Annotated in this window: 18 protein-coding genes; 13 read left to right on the forward strand and 5 right to left on the reverse strand. The window is 64.9% G+C overall.

Translation table 11 applies throughout. The features are described from left to right. Positions 1-56: 56 nt before the first annotated feature. The gene (locus tag BTHE68_RS02335) at positions 57-278 is read left to right on the forward strand and encodes a TA system antitoxin ParD family protein (protein WP_061172910.1); all 222 of its coding nucleotides are present in this window, start codon (positions 57-59) and stop codon (positions 276-278) included. 5 nt (positions 279-283) lie between these two features. Beyond that, complete coding sequence (locus tag BTHE68_RS02340; RefSeq protein WP_162064971.1) at positions 284-550, forward strand: type II toxin-antitoxin system RelE/ParE family toxin; 267 nt, start codon at positions 284-286, stop codon at positions 548-550. Between the two features lie 61 nt (positions 551-611). Here BTHE68_RS02340 and BTHE68_RS02345 read toward each other — a convergent pair whose 3' ends face one another. The 3 genes from BTHE68_RS02345 to dacB all read right to left on the reverse strand — a co-directional run bounded on the left by BTHE68_RS02345 (position 612) and on the right by dacB (position 3,571). Continuing rightward, entirely contained in the window at positions 612-1,721 is a 1,110-nt protein-coding gene (locus BTHE68_RS02345; protein WP_162064972.1) for an SGNH/GDSL hydrolase family protein, read from the reverse strand. A gap of 82 nt (positions 1,722-1,803) precedes the next feature. Continuing rightward, positions 1,804-1,956 carry a hypothetical protein gene (locus BTHE68_RS02350; RefSeq protein ID WP_162064973.1) on the reverse strand — a complete coding sequence of 51 codons (153 nt, stop codon included), beginning with the start codon at positions 1,954-1,956 and terminating at the stop codon, positions 1,804-1,806. A 7-nt stretch (positions 1,957-1,963) separates the two neighbouring features. Next, positions 1,964-3,571 (reverse strand): D-alanyl-D-alanine carboxypeptidase/D-alanyl-D-alanine endopeptidase, encoded by a 1,608-nt coding sequence (gene dacB, locus BTHE68_RS02355; protein WP_162064974.1) that lies wholly within the window; start codon positions 3,569-3,571, stop codon positions 1,964-1,966. 269 nt (positions 3,572-3,840) lie between these two features. On the opposite strand from dacB, the gene BTHE68_RS02360 reads away from it, so the two are divergent. The 7 genes from BTHE68_RS02360 to BTHE68_RS02390 all read left to right on the forward strand — a co-directional run bounded on the left by BTHE68_RS02360 (position 3,841) and on the right by BTHE68_RS02390 (position 12,233). After that, a complete protein-coding gene (locus BTHE68_RS02360) occupies positions 3,841-4,503 on the forward strand; it encodes a response regulator (protein WP_061172913.1) in 663 nt (220 codons plus the stop codon). After that, a complete protein-coding gene (locus tag BTHE68_RS02365; RefSeq protein ID WP_162064975.1) occupies positions 4,503-5,804 on the forward strand; it encodes an ATP-binding protein in 1,302 nt (433 codons plus the stop codon). Before BTHE68_RS02360 ends, BTHE68_RS02365 begins: the two co-directional genes overlap by 1 nt. A 379-nt stretch (positions 5,805-6,183) precedes the next feature. Then, positions 6,184-8,502, forward strand: coding sequence for a YadA family autotransporter adhesin (locus BTHE68_RS02370; protein ID WP_162064976.1), 2,319 nt, complete (start codon positions 6,184-6,186; stop codon positions 8,500-8,502). A gap of 202 nt (positions 8,503-8,704) precedes the next feature. Then, on the forward strand, positions 8,705-10,210 hold the full coding sequence (locus tag BTHE68_RS02375; protein WP_162064977.1) for a DegQ family serine endoprotease: 1,506 nt from the start codon (positions 8,705-8,707) through the stop codon (positions 10,208-10,210). A 141-nt stretch (positions 10,211-10,351) separates the two neighbouring features. Next, complete coding sequence (locus BTHE68_RS02380; protein WP_162064978.1) at positions 10,352-10,834, forward strand: carboxypeptidase regulatory-like domain-containing protein; 483 nt, start codon at positions 10,352-10,354, stop codon at positions 10,832-10,834. 145 nt (positions 10,835-10,979) lie between these two features. Next, a complete protein-coding gene (locus BTHE68_RS02385) occupies positions 10,980-11,357 on the forward strand; it encodes a DUF427 domain-containing protein (RefSeq protein WP_162064979.1) in 378 nt (125 codons plus the stop codon). Between the two features lie 75 nt (positions 11,358-11,432). Next, positions 11,433-12,233 (forward strand): SRPBCC family protein, encoded by an 801-nt coding sequence (locus BTHE68_RS02390; RefSeq protein WP_162064980.1) that lies wholly within the window; start codon positions 11,433-11,435, stop codon positions 12,231-12,233. A gap of 4 nt (positions 12,234-12,237) precedes the next feature. Here BTHE68_RS02390 and BTHE68_RS02395 read toward each other — a convergent pair whose 3' ends face one another. Then, a complete protein-coding gene (locus BTHE68_RS02395; RefSeq protein WP_162064981.1) occupies positions 12,238-13,194 on the reverse strand; it encodes a helix-turn-helix domain-containing protein in 957 nt (318 codons plus the stop codon). Positions 13,195-13,325: 131 nt separating this feature from the next. Here BTHE68_RS02395 and BTHE68_RS02400 point away from each other — a divergent pair, with 131 nt between their 5' ends. Then, positions 13,326-13,958, forward strand: coding sequence for a cysteine hydrolase family protein (locus BTHE68_RS02400; protein ID WP_162064982.1), 633 nt, complete (start codon positions 13,326-13,328; stop codon positions 13,956-13,958). On the opposite strand, the gene BTHE68_RS02405 is transcribed toward BTHE68_RS02400, so the two are convergent. Further along, positions 13,941-14,585: a TetR family transcriptional regulator gene (locus BTHE68_RS02405; RefSeq protein WP_162064983.1), complete on the reverse strand. Its 645-nt coding sequence runs from the start codon at positions 14,583-14,585 to the stop codon at positions 13,941-13,943. The two genes, BTHE68_RS02400 and BTHE68_RS02405, sit on opposite strands and share 18 nt — an antisense overlap. Positions 14,586-15,033: 448 nt before the next feature. Between BTHE68_RS02405 and BTHE68_RS02410 the strand changes: the two genes are divergently transcribed. From BTHE68_RS02410 to BTHE68_RS02420, 3 genes are read left to right on the forward strand one after another with little or no spacing between them, the layout of a single operon-like run. After that, positions 15,034-16,278, forward strand: coding sequence for an efflux RND transporter periplasmic adaptor subunit (locus BTHE68_RS02410; RefSeq protein ID WP_162064984.1), 1,245 nt, complete (start codon positions 15,034-15,036; stop codon positions 16,276-16,278). Positions 16,279-16,296: 18 nt separating this feature from the next. Further along, positions 16,297-19,461 carry an efflux RND transporter permease subunit gene (locus BTHE68_RS02415; RefSeq protein WP_162064985.1) on the forward strand — a complete coding sequence of 1,055 codons (3,165 nt, stop codon included), beginning with the start codon at positions 16,297-16,299 and terminating at the stop codon, positions 19,459-19,461. A gap of 1 nt (position 19,462) precedes the next feature. Beyond that, a complete protein-coding gene (locus BTHE68_RS02420) occupies positions 19,463-20,989 on the forward strand; it encodes an efflux transporter outer membrane subunit (RefSeq protein ID WP_162064986.1) in 1,527 nt (508 codons plus the stop codon). Positions 20,990-21,020: the final 31 nt, after the last annotated feature.

The raw sequence follows: 21,020 nt of genomic DNA on the forward strand, positions 1-21,020 counted from the left end.
GCAAAAGGTTGCTTTTGGTCGCACAATGAACCACTTATGCAACCGGGAGACCCGACATGGCCGTAGCACTCAAACTCTCCGACGAACTCGTCGAAATCGCGAAACCGCACGCGGCGGCAATGCATCGCTCTGTGCCGAAGCAGATCGAACACTGGGCACGGCTTGGAAAGGCCGTCGAAGAAAACCCGGAACTTCCCGTTCAGTTCATCAAGGACACGCTTCTCGCAGTCGAGGAGGCCAAAGCAGGTCAAGTTTCGGACTATCAGTTTGCTTCGTGACGTCGATGAAAGTCGTCGCTACGCCGACCTTCGAGAGGGCGGCCAAGAAACTGCATGCACGCGACAGAAAGGTTCTCGACGAAGCAGTGCGTGAGATTCTCGCAGCGCCTGATGTGGGCGTCGCGAAGAAGGGCGATCTCGCGGGTGTCTTTGTTCACAAGTTCAAGCTGAACAAGCGGGAAACCTTGCTCTCCTACGAGTTCTCGGCGTCGACCATTGTGCTTCTGAGCATCGGCTCGCACGAGAACTTCTACCGCGACCTGAAGCGTTGATGATTGCCGCCCGGCTGATCCGCAGCCGGGCGGCTTCTCTCGTCAAACCGCCAGTCGCCCCTTACTTCCCCAACCCCGATTTCGCAATCGTCTGCTCCGCCGTTTGCGCATAGAGCGCATGCAGATGCGTCGTCGGGTGCACGGTATCGGCGTACATGTACGTCTGATCCGCGCCTGCAACCGTCAACGTCTGCGGCGAGCAGAACAGCGAGGTCGCGAAAGCCTGCGGATTCGGTTCGCCGAACTTCTGCGCCGCCGCGGCCATCGCCTGCAGATTGCATCCCGTGCCCGTATTCGACACCGTGAAGCCGAACTGCGCGAAATTCGCCGTGATATTGGCGAGCGTCGGAACGATGTCGAGGTAAATGACCTTCGACATCAGCCCGCTTTTCGTCAGCGCAGCCGCAAGCGCCTGGTTGAACCCGAGCGACGCTTGCGAGAGCAGCGCGCGCGTCTGGGCGTTGCTCATCATGCCCTGCGGCGTCGTGCCGATATCGGGCACGTTCGACACCAGCACATGCGTCGCGCCGCTCTGAACGACCTTGCCGATCACGCCCGCCAGATCGATCGCCGCCTGGCCGATCGCGGCAGTGGCCGTGGCAGGCGTCATCTGGCCGCTCTGGACCGCGGTGAGGTTGAACAGGATATCGTTCGCGCCGCCGTTGATGATGACGAGCTGATTCGCATTGAAACTGCCGTGCGCGGACAGATAATTCGACACCTGCGTGACGACCGGAACCGTCAGCGCCTGCGTGTAGTTGGCGGGATCGGTGGTCGCATGGCCGATGCCGATCGGATTGGTCACGCGCGAGCCGCCCTGCGCGTAGCCGAGACCGCCTTGCGGAGTGGGCGGCACGCCGAAGCCGCCGGTCATCGCGGGCGCCAGCGTATCGCCGTAATACTGCGCGACGTTCTGCACCCAGACCTGACCCGGATTCGTCGTGAAGCGGCCGCCGCCGAAGTTCGCCGCCGCGACCGGCGCATACGTGCCGACATCGGACAGGCTGTCGCCGAAGGACACCACCTGCAGCTTGACGCCGCCCGGCGGCGTGGAATTGTTGTTGTCGTCACCGCCGCCGCCGCACGCGGCGAGCAGGGCAAAGGCCGCGCTGGCGGTCGCGACTTGAGCAAAGCGCACCAGTGCGGCGCGCGTCGAGCGTTGCTTGTTCATGGACCTCGTCTCCCTCTTGGGTGTTTTCTAGTTCGATTGCGGCGCTGACCGTCTTGCGGTCTCACGCCGCGTACCTGCGAGTTTAAGCGATGCGGCGTGCCCGTCCCGACACGCGATGCTTCCGGCCGAACGCCGTGCCCGACAGCGTACACGCCGCGCGCGGCTTCCCGGGCGTCACTTCGTAGAAGAAATCTTCGGTCGCGACCGCGCCGTGTGCCTGCGAGCGCGTCTTCATACGTCGGTCAGTCGGCCATGCCCGGCTTGCGCGCGCCTTCGTAGACCCATTCGAGCAGCGCATCGTGCGCGCCGCGCGCGGCCTCGGCGCGCGGATCGTTGATGAAGCTCACGACCACGTAGCTCTCGCCGTTGGCCGCGCCGACATAGCCCGCGATCGCGCGCACGTCGCGCAGCGTGCCGGTCTTGATGTGCGCGTTGCCGAGCGCGCCCGCGTTGGTGAGACGGTTGCGCATCGTGCCGTCGACGCCCGCGATCGGCAGCGATTCGACGAACACCTGCGCGACCGGACTCGCGTTCGCCGCCATCAGCAGATCGGCGAGCGAGGTCGCGCTGATGTGCTCGTCGCGCGAAAGGCCGGAACCGTTGTCGAGCGTGAGGCCGTTCATCGGCAGGGCGCTGCGCTTCAGGAACGCCTGGATCGCGGCGGAGGATTTCGCCGTGGTCGCGGGCGGCTTCGATTGCGCCGCGCCGATCGTGAGGAACAGGTTGCGGGCCATCACGTTGTTGCTGAACTTGTTGATGTCGCGCACGACGTCCGACAGCACCGGGCTGCGATGCGTGCCGACGAGCCGCGCATTCGACGGCGTCGGGCCTTCGCGCGTGGCGCCCTGGAACGCGCCGCCCGCCTGTTTCCATAGCGCAAGAAAGCCGCCGGCGAAGAAAGTCGAATGATCGAGCGCGGCGACATTGACCGTGCGCGAGCCGCAGCGCAGCGGATAGTCGCCGACGAACGACGCCTGCACGAAACCGCCCTGCGTCTGCGCCACGCTCGGCGACGCCGCCTGCAGCGAGCCGGTGCATGCGCCGCGCGTGACGCGCAATTCGTTGTCGATCTGCAGTTGCGCGAGTTGCGGCAATACGTCGATGGAGACTTGTCCGTCCGGACTCGGCGTCAACGTGAAGGACAGCGACTTGAACGCGTAGAGCAGCGGGTCCGGGCCGACGTTGTAGGGCGCGGTGTCGTCGTTGTCGAAGGCGGGCAGATCGCGCGTGGAGGCGTCGAAGTAGCGCTTGTCGAGCACGAGCGCGCCGTCGATGCCGGTGATGCCGTTCTTGCGGATTTGCTCGACGAGATCGATCAGTTCTTCCGGCACGAGCTTCGGATCGCCCGTGCCCTGAATGTACAGATTGCCGTGCAGGATGCCTTGCGCGTCCACCTCGCCGTCGGCATACGCGGTCGTCTTCCAGCGATAGTCCGGCCCGAGCATCGAGAGGCCCGCGTAGGTCGTGACGAGTTTCATCGTCGAGGCGGGCAGCATCGGCTCGTTCGCGTTGACCGAGACGAGCGGCAGCGGCCCGCCGACGCGCTGCACGACCACGCTCATCGACGCGAGCGGGACGTGCGCGCGCGCGAGCGCCGCCATCACCGAAGGGGGCAGCGGGCCCGCGGGGACGCTCGCTTTCGCGACGTGCTCGGCCTTTGCGCCTTTGGCCGCGCGCTTCGATTTCGCACCGCCCTTTGCCGCGCGCTCCGGCGACTGCGCCTGCGATTCGGCTTTCGTGCCGCCGCGGGCGTCGGCGTCGGGGATATGGCCGAGCGCGGCGCACGCGAGGGCTGCGGCGAGCGCGATCGAAGAAAGACGGCGGGACACGGGGCGGGAAGCGAGCGGCATGGACGAGCGTTGTTCTTGGACTGGATGCGGGCGGCGCCGCGCGGGAAGCGGCTATTGTAGACAAGCTGGCTTGCGGAAATCGTACGGGCCAAAAATTGCCTCGAAGCGACCCGACCGGAAATGCCCGCGACCCGTCGTTGTCCTCTGAAAATGGACGCGCCTCGCGGTTAAGTCCCGTTTAAGCCTGTGGCAGGCCCGCGCGGCTACAATGAGCCGCAACCCGTCGCGGCCCGAAGGCCGCTCCACGTAACCACGAACAGACATGTGCCATGCGAATCCTGCTTGTCGAAGATGACCGGATGATCGCCGAAGGCGTGCGCAAGGCGCTGCGCGCGGACGGCTTCGCAGTCGACTGGGTGCAGGACGGCGAGGCCGCGCTCACTGCGGTCGGCGGCGAGCCTTACGATCTGATGCTGCTGGATCTCGGCCTGCCCAAGCGCGACGGGCTCGACGTGCTGAAGACGCTGCGCGCGCGCGCCAACTCGCTGCCGGTGCTGATCGTCACGGCGCGCGACGCCATCGCGGATCGCGTGAAAGGGCTCGATGCCGGCGCGGACGATTATCTCGTCAAGCCCTTCGATCTCGACGAACTCGGCGCGCGCATGCGTGCGCTGATCCGCCGTCACGTGGGGCGCGGCGAGTCGCTCGTGCGGCACGGCGAACTGACGCTCGATCCGGTCGGCCACCAGGTGACGCTCGCGGGTGCGCCCGTGTCGCTGTCGGCGCGCGAGTTCGCGTTGCTCGAAGCGCTGATGGCGCGGCCCGGCGCGGTATTGTCGAAAAGCCAGCTCGAAGAAAAGATCTACGGCTGGGGCGAGGAAATCGGCAGCAATACGGTCGAGGTGTACATCCATTCGCTGCGCAAGAAGCTCGGCGCCGATCTCATCCGCAACGTGCGTGGCCTCGGCTATATGGTCGCGAAGGACGCCTGATGCGGTCGATTCGCCGGCAATTAGTGATCTGGCTGCTCGCGCTGGTAATCGTAGGCGTGGGGTTTGCCGGGTGGCTGATCTATCGGCAGGCGCTCGCCGAAGCCAACGAACTCTTCGATTACCAGCTTCAGCAGATCGCGGCGGCGTTGCCGTCGGAGCCGTTTTCTTCGGTGCTCAGCTCGCGCAGCGAGAGCGACGAGGGCGTCGTCATCCAGATCTGGAATCGCAACGGCGTGCTGATGTACTACTCGCATCCGCGCGTGCCGCTCGCGCCGCATGCGGAGCTCGGCTTCTCCACCGAAATGACGCCGCGCGGTGAATGGCGCGTGTATAGCGCGATCGTCGGCGATAACGTCGTGCAGCTCGCGCAGCCGCTGTCGATCCGCAATCGCGTCGCGGCGGGCGTCGCGTGGCGCACGCTGTGGCCGCTCGTGCTGCTCCTGCCGCTGCTCGGGCTGGCGATCTGGGTGATCGTCGGACGCGGGCTCGCGCCCTTGCAGCGCGTGACGCGCGCACTCGACACGCGTCATCCCGAAGCGCTCGATCCCCTCTCCGATCAACGTCTGCCGCAGGAAGTGCGGCCGGTCGTGCGCGCGTTGAATGCGCTGCTGTCGCGGCTGTCTACCGCGCTCGATACGCAAAAGGCCTTCGTCGCCGATGCCGCGCACGAACTGCGCACGCCGCTCGCCGCCGTGCAGATTCAGGCGCAACTCGTCGCGCGCGCGCAGGACGACGACACGCGCCGCGAAGCGCTCAAGGACTTGCACGAAGGCATCGCGCGCGCGACGCGCCTCGCGGAACAATTGCTCGCGCTCGCGCGATCGGAGCCGGACGGCAAGAAGGTCGAGACGCAGGTCGATCTCAATGCGCTGCTCGAAAGCTGTGTGCGCGGCTATGTGCTCGTCGCGCAGGAACGCGGCGTCGATCTCGGCATCGAGACGAGCGAGCCCGCGACCGTCAAGGGCGATCCGGATTCGCTGCGCGTGATGTTCAACAATCTCATCGACAACGCGACGAAGTACACGCCGCGCGGCGGCCGCGTCGACGTCGGCGTGAAAGCGAAAGACGGGCGAGCGCTCGTCGAGATCTCCGATACCGGTCCGGGCATACCTCAAGAAGAACGAGAAAGAGTGTTCGACCGGTTCTATCGCGTGGGAGAGAGCGCGGATCGTGCGCGCAGCGATATCGCGGGCACCGGCCTCGGGCTCGCGATCGTTCGGCGTATCGCGGACCAGCATGGCGCGGCGGTGACGCTCGGCGAATCGCAGGCCGGTGGCCTGAGAGTCAAGGTTCGATTTTGACAGCGTCTGCAAGACTGGTCGCATCAGCAAAGCCGATGTCGTCCCGTGCGGACTCGTCTGCGTAATCGCTGCCAACACGATCGTCATTCACACCCTTAGGATGGCAGATCAACGACTGCGCGTTGCATTGACGTCGTAGTCGAAATTTTCGATGGGCCATCAGAAAATATCCGCTCGCCAGTCGTTGCAAAAAACTGCGCACCACGTCTCAATTCGGAGTATTCCGATTAGCTATTTCAATTGTTTGATAGAAATTCTCTTTTGTCGCTTGAAGCCAAAGAGGCAGAAGGCGATAGGTTAGTAGCGCAAGAAAAAGCCCTCAAAAAAGTATTGGCTCTTCGCATCCGCCGATCTTTATAAAAAAGTTAGGACTATTAAAATGAATGAGACTTTATGCAGTAACTGGAATGAAGCCGCGGGATCATGGTTTGCGGCAACCAGAAAATCGAGCGGGAAATCGATTTCGAAATCCGAGTGGTCCCGTACCTTTCTGGCAAGTGGAACACTCACCGGCGTGGCCTCTGGCATGCTTCTCATGGCTTCGGCGCCGGCTTCCGCGAGCATAGTGTGTCTAAGTGATGCAGGCGGTACGCATAACTTATCATCGGCTGGTTCGATCGTCGTCGGCTGCTCGAGCTGGGTGACTGGTCTGAGCGGCCCCTATGCCGTTCTGGATAGTGGAAGCCCCGCCGGCCGTGCCGCCTTGGCGCTTACTTCCGGCCAGGCGACGTTTTACCTCGACAATGCGGGGTCGTTGACGAGTAACCTTCTCACCTTGACTGCCTCGGGTTCCAATGTAGCCATGACCGGTCTCGCGCCAGGAAGCCTTTCTTCAACGAGCCTGGACGGAATCAACGGATCTCAGCTATACACGACTGGCACTTCCGCTGCCGCAGCGCTTGGCACCACCTTCAATGGCTCGACCGGTAACGTTGCAGCGCCTTCTTACGCGCTCACGAAGGCGAATCAGATCGCTAATACGAGCGGTGCGGCGACGGATGTCGGCGCGGGCTTCAGCAAGGTCGATGCCGCTCTGGGCGCCCTCAGCATGTCGGTGGCAGGCAACACCACGCTGATCGACGACATCACAAACCAGATCAACAACGGCACGACCGGTCTGGTTCAGCAAGATCAGACGACGAAGAACATCACCGTGGCGAAGAACACCGATGGCGCGACGGTGGACTTCACAGGCACGGCTGGCGCACGCGTGCTGGACGGCGTCGCCAACGGCGTGGTGAAGCCGGCGAGCAAGCAGGCAGTGAATGGCTCGCAGCTGTACGCGCTGGCTGACGCTACGGCATTTGCGATGGGAGGTGGCTCGGCAGTGAACCCGGACGGCTCGATCACGGCGCCGACGTACGTCATTCACAACGCGGACGGCTCGACCTCGGCGGTGAACAACGTCGGCGACGCGATTTCGAACATCGACGGCCGCACGACGCGGAATTCGAGCGACATCACCAATCTGAGGCAGCAGGTCAATATCGGCGGAATCGGTCTGGTGCAGCAAGATTCGGTTTCGCACAGTATCAACGTGGGAGCAAACACTGACGGCAGCTTCGTCAACTTTGCCGGTCTCGCGGGTGCGCGCGTCCTGGACGGCGTGGCCAACGGTGCGGTGACGAGCACGAGTCAGCAAGCGGTCAACGGCTCACAACTGCATGCGCTTTCCAGTTCGACGGCTTCCGCGCTCGGCGGCGGCTCGACGGTGAACAGCGATGGGTCCATCACCGAGCCCACCTATCGCGTGAATGGTCAGATCGTGAACAACGTTGGTGACGCGGTTTCCAGCCTCGATACCCGTGTGACGCAAAACACGAATGAAATCTCGGATCTCAACTCGAATGTCGCGCAGAACACGGCCGATATCACGAACCTGACGACTGACATCGCCAATCACTCGACGCAGATTCAGAAGAACGCATCGGATATTGCTGACATCAACAATCAGATCAACGGTGGCTCGATCGGTCTGGTGCAGCAGGATCAGACGACGCGCACGGTCGCCGTCGCGAAGAACGCAGACGGAACGGTGGTCGACATGACCGGCACGCAAGGGGCGCGTAAGGTGACGGGCGTGGCGGCCGGTACGTTGAGCGCGGACAGTACGGATGCTGTGAACGGCTCGCAGCTGTATGCGACAGATCTCGAAGTCTCGTCGCTCAAGCAGCGGGTCGTAAACATTCAGAGCACCGGCAACGAACTGATGGCGTCGCAAGCTCACGACGCGCCGGCCATCGCGTCCGGCGATCGTTCGACCGCAATCGGGAATGGCGCGGCTGCATCGGGTGCCAACTCGGTTGCGCTTGGCGACAGTTCAGTGGCTGAGGAAAACCATACCGTTTCGATCGGCTCCGCTGGCAACGAGCGCCGCCTGACGAACGTGGCGCCTGGCATCAACGGCACCGACGCCGCCAACATGAACCAGTTGAACGCGGTTCAGAGCGGCGTGAATTCGGTGGCGCGCGGCGCGTTCGCGGGTGTCGCCGCCGCCATGTCCATGCCGAACATGACGCCGAGCCAGCCGGGCAACACCGTGGTTGCAGCAGGCGTGGGCAACTACAAGGGTTACACGGCAGTCGGCCTCGGCGCGACATATCGCTCGCGTGACAGTCGTTGGCTCGTGAACGGCGCGGCGTCGATCACCCCGAGCGGTGACACCGGCGCGCGTGCTCAGGTCGGCTACGAGTTCTAGGTACGTGGCTCTGTGAGCGAGACGAATCTGGCGGTGCGGTCAGGCCGCCAGAAAAAATGCAAGCAGGGCGACTCTCCATCATGGATAGCCGCTCCCTCTCACGGGTGCGGCCATTTAAGTGAGCTTTAAGCGGCGCCCCGTAAAGTCCTTTCATCGATAAAGCGCGCTCCTCGCGAGCGCATCCCCTCGTCAGGAGCACACGATGAAAGCGAAGATCCTCACCCGCAGCGCCGTCGCAGTGGCTGTTGCAGTTGCCTTGTCGGCGGGCTACGTGGCCGGGCACAACAACGTCCCGGCGCCGCAGGTCATCGCGCCCGCGGCCGCAGCGGCGCTGATGCCCGCCGAAGCCGCGGCAAAAACCGGCATTCCCGATTTCTCCGGTCTCGTCGAAACCTACGGTCCGGCCGTGGTGAACATCAGCGCGAAGCACGTCGTCAAGGAGACGTCGAATCGCCGCGGCGCGACCCAGGTGCCGATGGACCCCGACGATCCCCTCTATCAGTTCTTCAAGCGCTTCGGCGGCATGCCCGGCTTCGGCGGCGGCAATGGCGGCCCGGGCGCCGACCGGCCGAGCGAAGGCCTCGGTTCGGGCTTCATCGTAAGCAGCGATGGTTACGTGCTCACGAACGCGCACGTCGTGGACAACGCCAATGTCGTCACCGTGAAGCTCACGGACAAGCGTGAATATCGCGCCAAGGTCATCGGCGCGGACAAGCAGTCGGACGTCGCCGTGCTCAAGATCGACGCGAAGAACCTGCCGACCGTGAAGATCGGCGACCCGAACGGCAGCAAGGTCGGCCAATGGGTCGTCGCGATCGGCTCGCCGTACGGTTTCGACAATACCGTGACCTCGGGCATCATCAGCGCGAAGTCGCGCGCGCTGCCGAACGAAAACTACACGCCGTTCATCCAGACCGACGTGCCGGTGAATCCGGGCAACTCGGGCGGCCCGCTCTTCAATCTGCAAGGCGAAGTGATCGGCATCAACTCGATGATCTATTCGCAGACCGGCGGCTTCCAGGGCCTTTCGTTCGCTATCCCGATCAATGAGGCGATCAAGGTCAAGGACGCCATCATCAAGACGGGTCACGTGGATCGCGGCCGTCTCGGCGTGGCGGTGCAGGGCATGAACCAGACGCTCGCCAACTCGTTCGGCATGAAGTCGCCGCAGGGCGCGCTCGTGAGTTCGGTCGAGCCGGGCGGTCCCGCCGCGAAAGCGGGCCTGCAGCCGGGCGACGTCATCACGGCGCTGAACGGCGCGCCGGTGACGGATTCGACCTCGCTGCCGTCGCAGGTCGCGGGTCTGTCGCCGGGCAGTTCGGCGAAGGTGACGGTGTGGCGCGACAAGAGTTCGAAGGATCTCAGCGTGACCATCGGCGCGCTCAAGGACGCGAAGACCGCGAGCGCGAATCCGAACGGCGACGACAACGCATCGGCGCAGGACGCGCGCCTCGGCGTCGCGGTGCGTCCGCTCTCGCCGGAAGAGAAGCAGAACGATTCGCTCTCGCGCGGCCTGCTCGTACAGCAGTCGAACGGCGCGGCGGCGAGCGCGGGCATCCAGCCGGGCGACGTGATTCTCGCGGTGAACGGCCAGCCGGTGACGTCGGTGCAACAGTTGAAGTCGATGGTCCAGCGCGCCGGCGACAGCATCGCGTTGCTGATCCAGCGCGACGACGCCCAGATCTTCGTGCCGGTCGATCTCGGCTGACGCGCTTACACCGGCCTTGCGCGATGCGGGCACGAACCATGCTCCACGGTTCCCCGGTGCCCCATCGCGTGAAGCCGACGCATCGGGCGTGACGCCGCCGGCGCTTTCCGGCCGGGCGGCATCGGACAAAGGAGCGGAAACATGACGAGCAGAACCACGGGCAAGCTGGCGAGCGCACTCCTCGTTGCGGTGCTCGGCGCGGGCATGGCGGGCGGCGCCTGGGCGCAGGCCTCGGGCGCCACGACCGGCGATATGTCGAGCGCCGGCAACACCAACGGCGGCGGCCTGCCGCAGATCCAGCAGCAGGGCGACGTCTCCTGGACCTCGGGCGGCGTCGGCCTCGACGAATCACGCGCGCTGTTGCGCGAACAGGCGCACTGGCCGCTGTCGCTGCGCTTCACGGGGCCGACCGCCGACTACCTCTCGGGCGTGCACGTGCGTATCGTCGACGGCAAGGGCGCCGAGGCGCTTTCCGCCGAGTCGATGGGACCTTACATGCTCGTCAAGCTGCCGCCGGGCAGCTACACGGTCTACGCGAAGTACAAGGATCAGGAAAAGAAACAGGCGGTGAGCGTCGCGGGTCCGGGCAAGGCCAAGGCGGCTTTCCACTGGAACATTCAGTAAGCGCGCGCGTCCAAGGGAGAAGCGTCCGAGGCATCGAAAGCACTCACCCAGCATCCCAAGTTTGTCTCATAATCAAGCCACGGGTATCTCGATGCCTCGTGGCTTTTTCTTTCGATGTCGGTTCGCACGCGGGAGGCGCATCAGGATGGGCACGGAACTCAAAGACGGGCACGAAGCGGCGCATCGCATCGAGATCACGCCGAACGGACGGCGCTGCCGCGTGATCCATCAGGGCGTTACTTATGCGGATACGCACGCGTCCGTCACGGTCGTCGAAGCGGGCGCCGAAAAAGTGCACTACTTCCCGCGCGCCGACGTGAACATGGCCCGTCTGGAACGCTCCATCCACACCACGCAGTGCCCGCACAAGGGCCTGGCCACGCACTATCATCTGCTGACCGAGGACGGCCCGGTCGAAAACGCCGCGTGGAGCTACGAGACGCCGCTCGACGCCGCCGCGCGGCTCAAGGGCTATCTCGCGTTTCACCGCTCGCGCGTCGATCGTATTGACGAAACGTCATAGGCGCGCGTCCGAACAGACAGCGCCACGCCCGCTGAGCCATAACGAACGCATGCGATCCTGGTCCCGGAGGCTCGAATGGAAGTCACCGATGCACTGTGCGTTCCGCTCGACCCGGCGCATGTCCGGGAGGCATTGGGCGACCTCGCGCTGCTGCGCGCGAGCCTCGACAACTGCGAATCGTTCAGCCGCACGCCGGGCGGCGAATATGTCCTCACGCTGATCGTGCCGCTCGGCGCGCTGCGGGCGCGCTACGAAATCCGCGCGCACGCCGCCGGGCGCACGCGTCAGGCGGCGCATGCGGAAGGCGAGACCACCGAGTCCACCGAATCCGACGATGCCGCGTACGCCCGCACGCTGAGCTTCAAGGCGCGCGGCGAGGGTGTCGGCTCGCTGCGCGGGCAGATCGCGGTTGCGCTGAATCCGGACGAAGACGCCGATGCGACCTGGATCGAATACACCGTCTGGGCGACGGTCTCGGGCCCGCTCGCCGGCTTGCCGTCGCGGCAGATCGAGAACGCGCTGCGCGAAGGCGCCGACGATTTCTTCGCCGAGTTCTGCGAAGTGGTGCGCGCGAAGCACGGCCTGCCGTCGATGCGCGCGGTCGGCGACAACGCCGCGCGACGTCATGTGTTCCTGCGGCCGGGTTCGGTGTCGGCGGCGTTCTCGCGCCGCTCGGGCGCGCTGCGCGGTCCATCCGCCGATGCTCACGCGAGCGGCGTGCTGCGGCATCGTCTGCCGGGGCATGGCTTCGCGCATCGCGAGCACGACCATTCCCACGATCCGCATCCGCTCGGCCTGCCCGTCTGGGCGTGGGCCGCGATGCTCGTGTGCATCGCGCTCTTTGCGTACTTCGCGCAGCACATCGGCCTGCAATGAGGCGTCACACGCCGCGAAACGCGCGCCGATAAGCCGACGGCGAAGTCTTGAGCGTCAGCGCGAAGTGCTGGCGCAGCGTCGCGCCGGTGCGAAAGCCGCTGTCTTCCGCGATGCGATCGATCGGCAGATCCGTGTCTTCGAGCAGGCGTTGCGCGAACGCGACGCGCTGTCCGGTCAGCCACGCGCCGACCGTCGTGCCCGTCGTTTCCCGAAAGCGCCGCGTAAAGTTGCGGCGACTCATCGCCATGCGCGCGGCGAGTTCATCGAGCGAATGATCCGTTTGCAGATGCGCACGCATCCAGTCGAGCAGTCCGGCGAGCTTTTCGCCGTTCGCGCGCTCCGGCAGCGGTTCGTCGATGAACTGCGCCTGCGAGCCCTGCCGATGCGGCGGCACCACGAGCCGCCGCGCGACCTGACTGGCCGCGTGCGAGCCGGCCAGCTTGCGCAGCACGTGCAGGCAGCAGTCGAGGCCCGCCGCGGTGCCGGCGGAGGTCGTGAGGTTGCCATCGTCGATATAGAGCACGTTCGGATCGAGCCGCACGCGCGGATAGCGGCGCGCGAAATCGTCGGCCCAGGCCCAGTGTGTGGTGGCCGCGCGGCCGTCGAGCAAGCCCGCCGCCGCGAGCACGTACGAGCCGAGACACAGCCCGACGATGTGCGCGCCGCGTGCGTGCGCCGCGCGCAGGGCGTCGAGCAGCGGGGCGGGCGGCGTCTCGTCGGGATCGCGCCAAGAGGGAACGATGATCACGTCGGCGCTGGCGAGCGGGTCGAGCGAATGCAGCGCGGCGATGGTGAACCCCGCCGATGTCGCGAGCGCGTCCGCTTCGAGCGCGCAGACGCGAAAGTCGAACGACGGCACGCCGATCCCGCCGCGCTCCTCGCCGAACACGATGCACGGCACCGCGAGATGAAACGGGCTGATGCGGTCGAACGCGACGACGGCGATCGAATGGCGATGCATGGCAACGACTCCCGCGAAAAGCTGACTGCGGGTATTTTGGCCCGATTCCGCCGAAAGTTGGCAATCGGGCCACTTCTGATCAGCGCACATGCGCGGCGACAATGCTTCGACCATCCACGAAGGAGTTGAACATGCCGCGCCGTGCCCTGATCGTCATCGACGTGCAGAACGAATATGTCACCGGCAACCTGCCGATCGAATATCCCGACGTGAACGTGTCGCTCGCCAATATCGGCCGCGCGATGGACGCCGCCGAAGCGCACGGCGTTCCCGTCGTCGTCGTGCAGAATTTCGCGCCCGCCAGCGCGCCGATCTTCGCGCGCGGTTCGGCGATGGCGGAACTGCACGAAACCGTGGCGTCGCGGCCGCGCGTGCATTACGTCGAGAAATCGCTGCCGAGCGCCTTTGCGGGCACCGATCTGGCGGACTGGCTGACGCAGCACGACATCGACACGCTCGTGATCGCGGGCTACATGACCCACAATTGCGACGATTCCACCGTCAAACACGCGGTGCATGCCGGTCTCGCGGTCGAGTTTCTCGTGGATGCGACGGGCGCCGTGCCCTATGAAAACAGCGCGGGCCGGGCGAGTGCGGAGGAAATCCACCGCGTGTTCACGGTCGTGATGCAGTCGCGCTTCGCCGCCGTGCTCGGCACCGATGAGTGGATCGCCGCGCTGCAAACCGGCGCGCCGCCCGCGCGCGACAACATTTACGCGTCGAACCAGCGGGCGCGCGCCGCGAAGTCAGCCGGCAGCCGGTGACAGCAGGGCGGGGCTGAAGCGCACGGCGTCGAAGCACGCATCGATGAGCGCTTCGGCGTCGCGCTCGGGATGGACGAGATCGGGCAGCATCAGCGAGTCGCGCAGGATGCCGGTGAAGAGGCAGTGCAGCATGGTGGTGGCGCGGCGCGTGTCGAGCGTCGCGGGCAACTGCTTTTTTTCGACGGCATTGCGCAGCGCGCGCTCGATGCGCTCCATGCCGTCGCGCATGTTGTTCTGATGACGCTCGCGAACCGGCCCCATCTCCTCGACGAACTCGCATTTCATGAACAGGATGTCGAACACGCGGCGCCGCTGCGCGTCGGTCGTGATGTTGCGCATGCACCAGATGAACAGCTCGCGCAGGCGCGCGAGCGGGTCTTCTTCCTTGCCGTCCAGGGTCGTTTCGATGAGCTCGTCGAGCGGCAGCAGGCTGCGGTCGAACATCGCGTTGAACAGATCGCCCTTGTTGGCGAAGTGCCAGTAAATCGCGCCGCGCGTCACGCCCGCAGCGTGGGCGATGTCCGCGAGCGTCGTGCGTGACACGCCTTTCTCGTAGAAGACGCGTTCGGCTGCGTCGAGCACCCGGTTGCGCGTCGCCTGCGCTTCTTCCTTGGTTCGTCTGACCATATCCTGCGGCCGCTGGCCGTCTGCTCCCGCTACTGCAATTGAAGGACCGCGCGATGGCGGTCTTGTCGAAGATTCGTCGAACGTAATCGATTCCCATGAGCGGTTTCTTTCTCGCTTCCAATGGGGATAAACACGTACGGTTTTTTACATTCATCCACGAATGTATATACAATACCACCCGTTCACCAATATTTACAATTCAGCCAGCGAGCAGATTCCGATTTAAGCTTGCACTTCGATTGCCCGTTCTGGCCGTCCTCAGGCCTTGGGGCGGCGCTTCATAAGCGCTGCGCACGGGCATGACGACCCGGCCGCTGGCCGGCGGTTGCGCTCACTGGTCTCACTGTCTTGTTTATTGGTCGGCGTCTTATGACGCTCGTGCGCGGCATTGCCCGGGGAAGGCCGCCGCGCACCCACTTCACTCTCAGTCTTAGACAGAGGTCGCTCCATGCGCGTCGAACGGGTTCCACTCCGCTTAATCACCGCCGCGACGGCTGCCGTGTTCCTGGCAGCGTGCGGACAAAAACAATCAGCACCTCCGCCACAAACGCCCGAAGTCGGCATCGTCACCGTGCAGCCGACGAGCGTGCCGGTCGTCGTCGACCTGCCGGGCCGCACCAACGCCTACCTCGTCGCGCAAGTGCGCGCACGGGTGGATGGCATCGTGCTGCGCCGTGAATTCACCGAAGGCGCCGAGGTCAAGGCCGGTCAGCGGCTCTACAAGATCGATCCGGCGCCATACCTCGCCGCGCTGAACAACGCGAAGGCGACGCTGGCGAAGGCCCAGGCGAACGTCGCGTCGCAGAACTCGCTCGTGTCGCGCTACAAGGTTCTGGTCGCGGCCAACGCGGTGTCGAAGCAGGATTACGACAACGCCGTCGCCTCGCAGGGCCAGGCCGTGGCGGACGTCGCGGCCGGCAAGGCATCGGTGGATACCGCGCAGATCAACCTCGGCTACACCGATGTCGTCTCGCCGATCACCGGCCGCACCGGTCTGTCGCAGGTCACGCCGGGCGCGTACGTGCAGGCGAGCGCCGCGACGCTGCTCACCACCGTGCAGCAGCTCGATCCGATCTACGTCGACCTGACGCAATCGAGCGTCGACGGACTGAAGCTGCGCCGCCAGATTCAGGAAGGGCGGCTGCAGACAGAAGGCCTTCACGCCGCGAAAGTGACGCTCGTGCTCGAAGACGGCCGCACCTACACCGAGCAGGGCAAGCTGCAGTTCTCGGACGTGAGCGTCGATCAGAGCACCGGTTCGGTGACGGTGCGCGCGATCTTCCAGAACAAGGACCGCGTGCTGCTGCCGGGCATGTTCGTGCGCGCCCGAATTCAGGAAGGCGTGAACGACCACGCGCTCGTCGTGCCGCAGATCGGCGTCACGCACGACCAGAAGGGCACGCCGACCGCGCTCGTCGTCAACAAGGACGACAAGGTCGAACTGCGCCAGCTCGTCACGAGCGCCACCTACGGCAACAACTGGGTGGTCGACAGCGGCCTGAACCCGGGCGATCGCGTGATCGTGAACGGCGTGGAGAAGGCGAAGCCCGGCATGCAGGTGAAGCCGGTCGACGCGAAATTCCCGTATCCCGCATCGGACGCGCAGGCGGCATCCGCGCCGGGCGCTGCCGCTCCGGCCAACGCCAGCGGGGCGAGCGGTGCGCAAGCCGCATCGGCCGCTTCGGGCGCGTAACGAAAGGGAGCCTGTTACATGGCAAAGTTTTTTATCGATCGGCCGATCTTCGCGTGGGTGATCGCGATCATCCTGATGCTGGCGGGGATGGCGTCGATCTTCACGCTGCCGGTCGCTCAGTATCCGACGATCGCGCCGCCTGCGATCCAGATCAGCGCGACGTATCCGGGCGCATCGGCGAGCACCGTGGAAAACACGGTCACGCAGGTGATCGAGCAGCAGATGACCGGTCTCGACCACTTGCTGTATCTGTCGTCGACCTCCGATGACTCCGGCACGGCCACCGTCACGCTGACGTTCGCGGCGGGCACCAATCCGGACATCGCGCAGGTGCAGGTGCAGAACAAGCTGCAGCTCGCCACGCCGCTTCTGCCGCAGGTCGTGCAGCAGCTCGGCACCAAGGTCACGAAATCGAGTTCGAGCTTCCTGCTCGTGCTCGCGTTCGTGTCCGAAGACGGCAGCATGAGCAAGTACGACCTCGCGAACTACGTGGCGTCGAACGTGGCCGATCCGCTCTCGCGTATCGACGGCGTCGGCACCACGACGCTGTTCGGCTCGCAGTACGCGATGCGCGTCTGGCTCGATGCGACCAAGCTGACGAACTATTCGCTCACGCCGGTCGACGTGAAGAACGCCATCACCAATCAGAACGTGCAGGTGGCGGCGGGCGGTCTCGGCGGCACGCCGGCGGTCCCGGGGCAGATGCTCCAGGCGACCATCACGGAAGCGACGCTGCTGCGCACGCCCGAGCAGTTCGGCGACATCCTGCTGAAGGTGAATCAGGACGGCTCGCGCGTGCGTTTGAAGGATGTCGCGCGAATCGAGCTCGGCGGCGAAAACTACAACTTCGACACCAAGTACAACGGCCAGCCGACGGCCGGCTTCGGTATCCAGCTCGCGACGGGCGCCAACGCGCTCTCCACGGCAAAGGCGGTCCGGGCAAAGATCGACGATCTGTCGAAGTACTTCCCGCACGGACTGGTGGTGAAGTATCCGTACGACACGACGCCGTTCGTGCGCCTGTCGATCGAGGAAGTGGTCAAGACGCTGATCGAAGGTATCGTGCTCGTGTTCCTCGTGATGTATCTGTTCCTGCAGAACCTGCGGGCGACGATCATCCCGACGATCGCGGTGCCGGTCGTTCTGCTCGGCACGTTCGCGATCATGTCGGCGGTGGGCTTCTCGATCAACGTGCTGTCGATGTTCGGTCTCGTGCTCGCGATCGGCCTGCTGGTCGACGATGCGATCGTGGTGGTGGAGAACGTCGAGCGGGTGATGACCGAGGAGCATCTGTCGCCCCGCGACGCCACCCGCAAGGCGATGGACCAGATCACGGGCGCGCTGATCGGCGTGGCGCTGGTGCTGTCGGCGGTGTTCGTGCCGGTGGCGTTCTCGGGCGGCTCGGTCGGCGCGATCTACCGGCAGTTCTCGCTGACGATCGTGGCCGCGATGGTGCTGTCCGTGATGGTCGCGCTGGTTCTCACGCCGGCGCTGTGCGCGACGCTCCTGAAGCCGCATCCGGAAGGGCACGAGCCGGAGAAGAAGGGTTTCTTCGGCTGGTTCAACCGCACCTTCAACAAGAGTCAGGAGAAGTACCACGGCGGCGTGCAGCACGTGATTCGCCGCTCGGGGCGCTGGCTCATCATCTATATCGTCGTGATCGTCGCGGTGGGGATGCTGTTCCTGCGTCTGCCGAAGTCGTTCCTGCCGGATGAGGATCAGGGCACGATGTTCGTGCTCGTGCAGGCGCCCGCCGGCTCCACGCAGGAATACACGGCGCACGTGCTGAAGGACGTGCAGGACTATCTGCTGAAGGACGAAAAGTCGATCGTCGAATCCGTGTTCACGGTGAACGGCTTCTCGTTCGCGGGCCGCGGCCAGAACTCCGGCCTCGTGTTCGTGCGGATGAAGGACTACGCGGAACGCCAGCACAGCAACGAGAAGGTGCAGGCGCTGGTCGGGCGCATGTTCATGCACTTCGCGCCCTACAAGGACGCGCTGATCTTCCCGGTCAATCCGCCTTCGATTCCTGAACTCGGCACGGCGGCGGGCTTCGACTTCGAGCTGCAGGATCGCGGCGGCCTCGGCCACGCGAAGCTGATGGAAGCGCGCAACATGCTGCTCGGCATGGCGGCGAAGGACCCGACGCTCGCGCAGGTGCGTCCGAACGGCCTGAACGACACGCCGCAGTTCAAGGTGAACATCGACCGCGAGAAGGCCAACGCGCTCGGCGTCGTGATTTCGGACATCGACCAGACGTTCTCGATCGCCTGGGCGTCGCAGTACGTGAACAACTTCCTCGACGTCGATAACCGGATCAAGAAGGTCTACGTGCAGGGCGACGGTCCGTTCCGCATGAATCCGGACGACCTGAGCAAGTGGTACGTGCGCAATGGCGCGGGAACGATGGTGCCGTTCGGCGCGTTCGCGACCGGCAACTGGACCTACGGTTCGCCGAAGCTCGAGCGTTACAACGGTATCTCGGCGGTGGAAATCCAGGGCGCAGCGGCTCCCGGCAAGTCGACCGGCCAGGCGATGACGGCGATCGAAGCCATCGCGGCGAAGCTGCCGGCGGGCATCGGCTACGAGTGGACAGGGCTGTCGTATCAGGAACGGCAGTCTGGTTCGCAGGCGCCGATCCTGTACGGCATCTCGATCCTCGTCGTGTTCCTGTGTCTCGCGGCGCTGTATGAAAGCTGGTCGATTCCGTTCTCGGTGATCATGGTCGTGCCGCTCGGCGTGCTGGGCGCGCTCTTGGCCGCGACGTTGCGCGGTCTGGAGAACGACGTGTTCTTCCAGGTCGGCCTGTTGACGACGGTGGGTCTGTCGGCGAAGAACGCGATTCTGATCGTGGAGTTCGCGCGTGAGCTGCGCATGCAGGGCATGTCGACGGTGGAAGCGGCGATGGAAGCGGCGCGCCTGCGGTTGCGCCCGATTCTGATGACTTCGCTCGCGTTCATTCTCGGCGTGCTGCCGCTCGCGATCAGCAACGGCGCGGGCTCGGCGAGCCAGCACGCGATCGGCACCGGCGTGATCGGCGGCATGTTGACCGCGACGTTCCTCGCCATCTTCATGATTCCGATGTTCTTCGTCGTTATCAGCAAGTTCAGCAAGAGCAAGGACATGCCGGCACCGGGTTCGTCGGGCGACATCGAAGGCACGAACGGTAAGGAAGGACACTGAGATGCTTAAACATTCCTTGATCGCGGCCGCCGTGGCGGTATTCGCCGCGGGCTGCACGCTCCAGCCGAAGTACGAGCGGCCGCCCGAGCCCGTCACGCAGACGTTTCCCGAAGGCGGCGTGTACGCGCACCAGCCGGACGCGTCGTCATCGGCGAGCAATGGCCGCACCGCGAACGGACAAAGCGCGCCGGAAATCGGCTGGCGTGATTTCTTCGCCGATGCGCGCCTGCAGAAGATCGTCGAGCTCGCGCTGAAGAACAATCGCGACCTGCGCGTCTCGGTCCTCAACGTCGAGGCGGCGCAGGCGCAGTATCAGATCACGCGCGCCGGGCTCTTTCCGACGCTCGAAGGCGCCGCGTCGCAAAGCAAGCAGCGCACGCCGAAGAATCTGTCGTTCTTCAACCAGACGATCTCGAACACGTATTCGGTCGGCCTGAACGCGTCGTGGGAAATCGACTTCTTCGGGCGCATCCGCAGCCTGAAGGATCAGGCGCTCGCGCAGTATCTGTCGACGGCAGAATCGCGCAAGGCGGCGGAGATCGCGCTGGTGTCGTCGGTGGCGGACCAGTATCTGACGATGCTCGCCTACGATGACGCGCTCGCCGTCACGCAGAACACGCTGAAGACTGCGCAGGAGTCGTTCCGCATCACCAAGCTGCAGTACGACAACGGCACGGGCACGGAACTGGACTTGCGCCAGTCCGAAGGCGTGGTCGAAGAGGCGCAGGCGAATCTGCAAACGCAGGCGCGTCTGCGCGCGCAGGCGGAAAACGGGCTCGTGCTGCTGGTCGGCGAGCCGTTGCCGGCGGATCTTCCCGCTGGCATGCCGCTCGACACGCAGAACATCTTGTCCGATATCCCGGCGGGCCTGCCGTCCGATCTGCTGACGCGCCGTCCGGACATCGCGGCGGCGGAACAGTCGCTGCTCGCGGCCAACGCGAACATCGGCGCGGCGCGTGCGGCGTTCTTCCCGCGCGTCTCGCTGACGGGCAGCTTCGGCACGCTGTCGCCGACGCTCGGCGGTCTCTTCAAGCCGGGTTCGGCGGCGTGGTCGTTCGCGCCGCAGATCACGGTGCCGATCTTCGAGGGCGGCCAGAACAAGGCCAATCTCGATCTCGCGAACGTGCAGAAGCGCATCGAGATCGCCAACTACGAGAAGGCGATTCAGACCGCGTTCCGCGAAGTCGCGGACGGCCTCGCCGCGCGCGGCACCTTCGACGAGCAGATCAAGTCGCTCGAGCGTTTCGTGAACTCGCAGAGCCGTCGTCTGGAGCTGTCGGACCTGCGCTATCGCAACGGCGTCGACAGCTATCTCGCGGTGCTGACCGCGCAGACGGCGCTCTACGAAGCGCAGCAACTGCTGATCACGGCGCGGCTGAATCGCCTGACCAACCTGGTCGATCTGTATCAGTTCATGGGCGGCGGCTGGATCGAGCGTTCGGGCGATATGCCGCGCCCGGCGGATGCGCCCGTCGACTACGGCTCGGATCGCGCGCCGCAGCCGGCCTCGGCGCCGGCGGCGGGTTGATAACCTGAATCGACTCGATTTGTTGCAAGTG

Source organism: Burkholderia sp. THE68 (genome assembly GCF_009938265.1).
GTDB lineage: Bacteria > Pseudomonadota > Gammaproteobacteria > Burkholderiales > Burkholderiaceae > Caballeronia.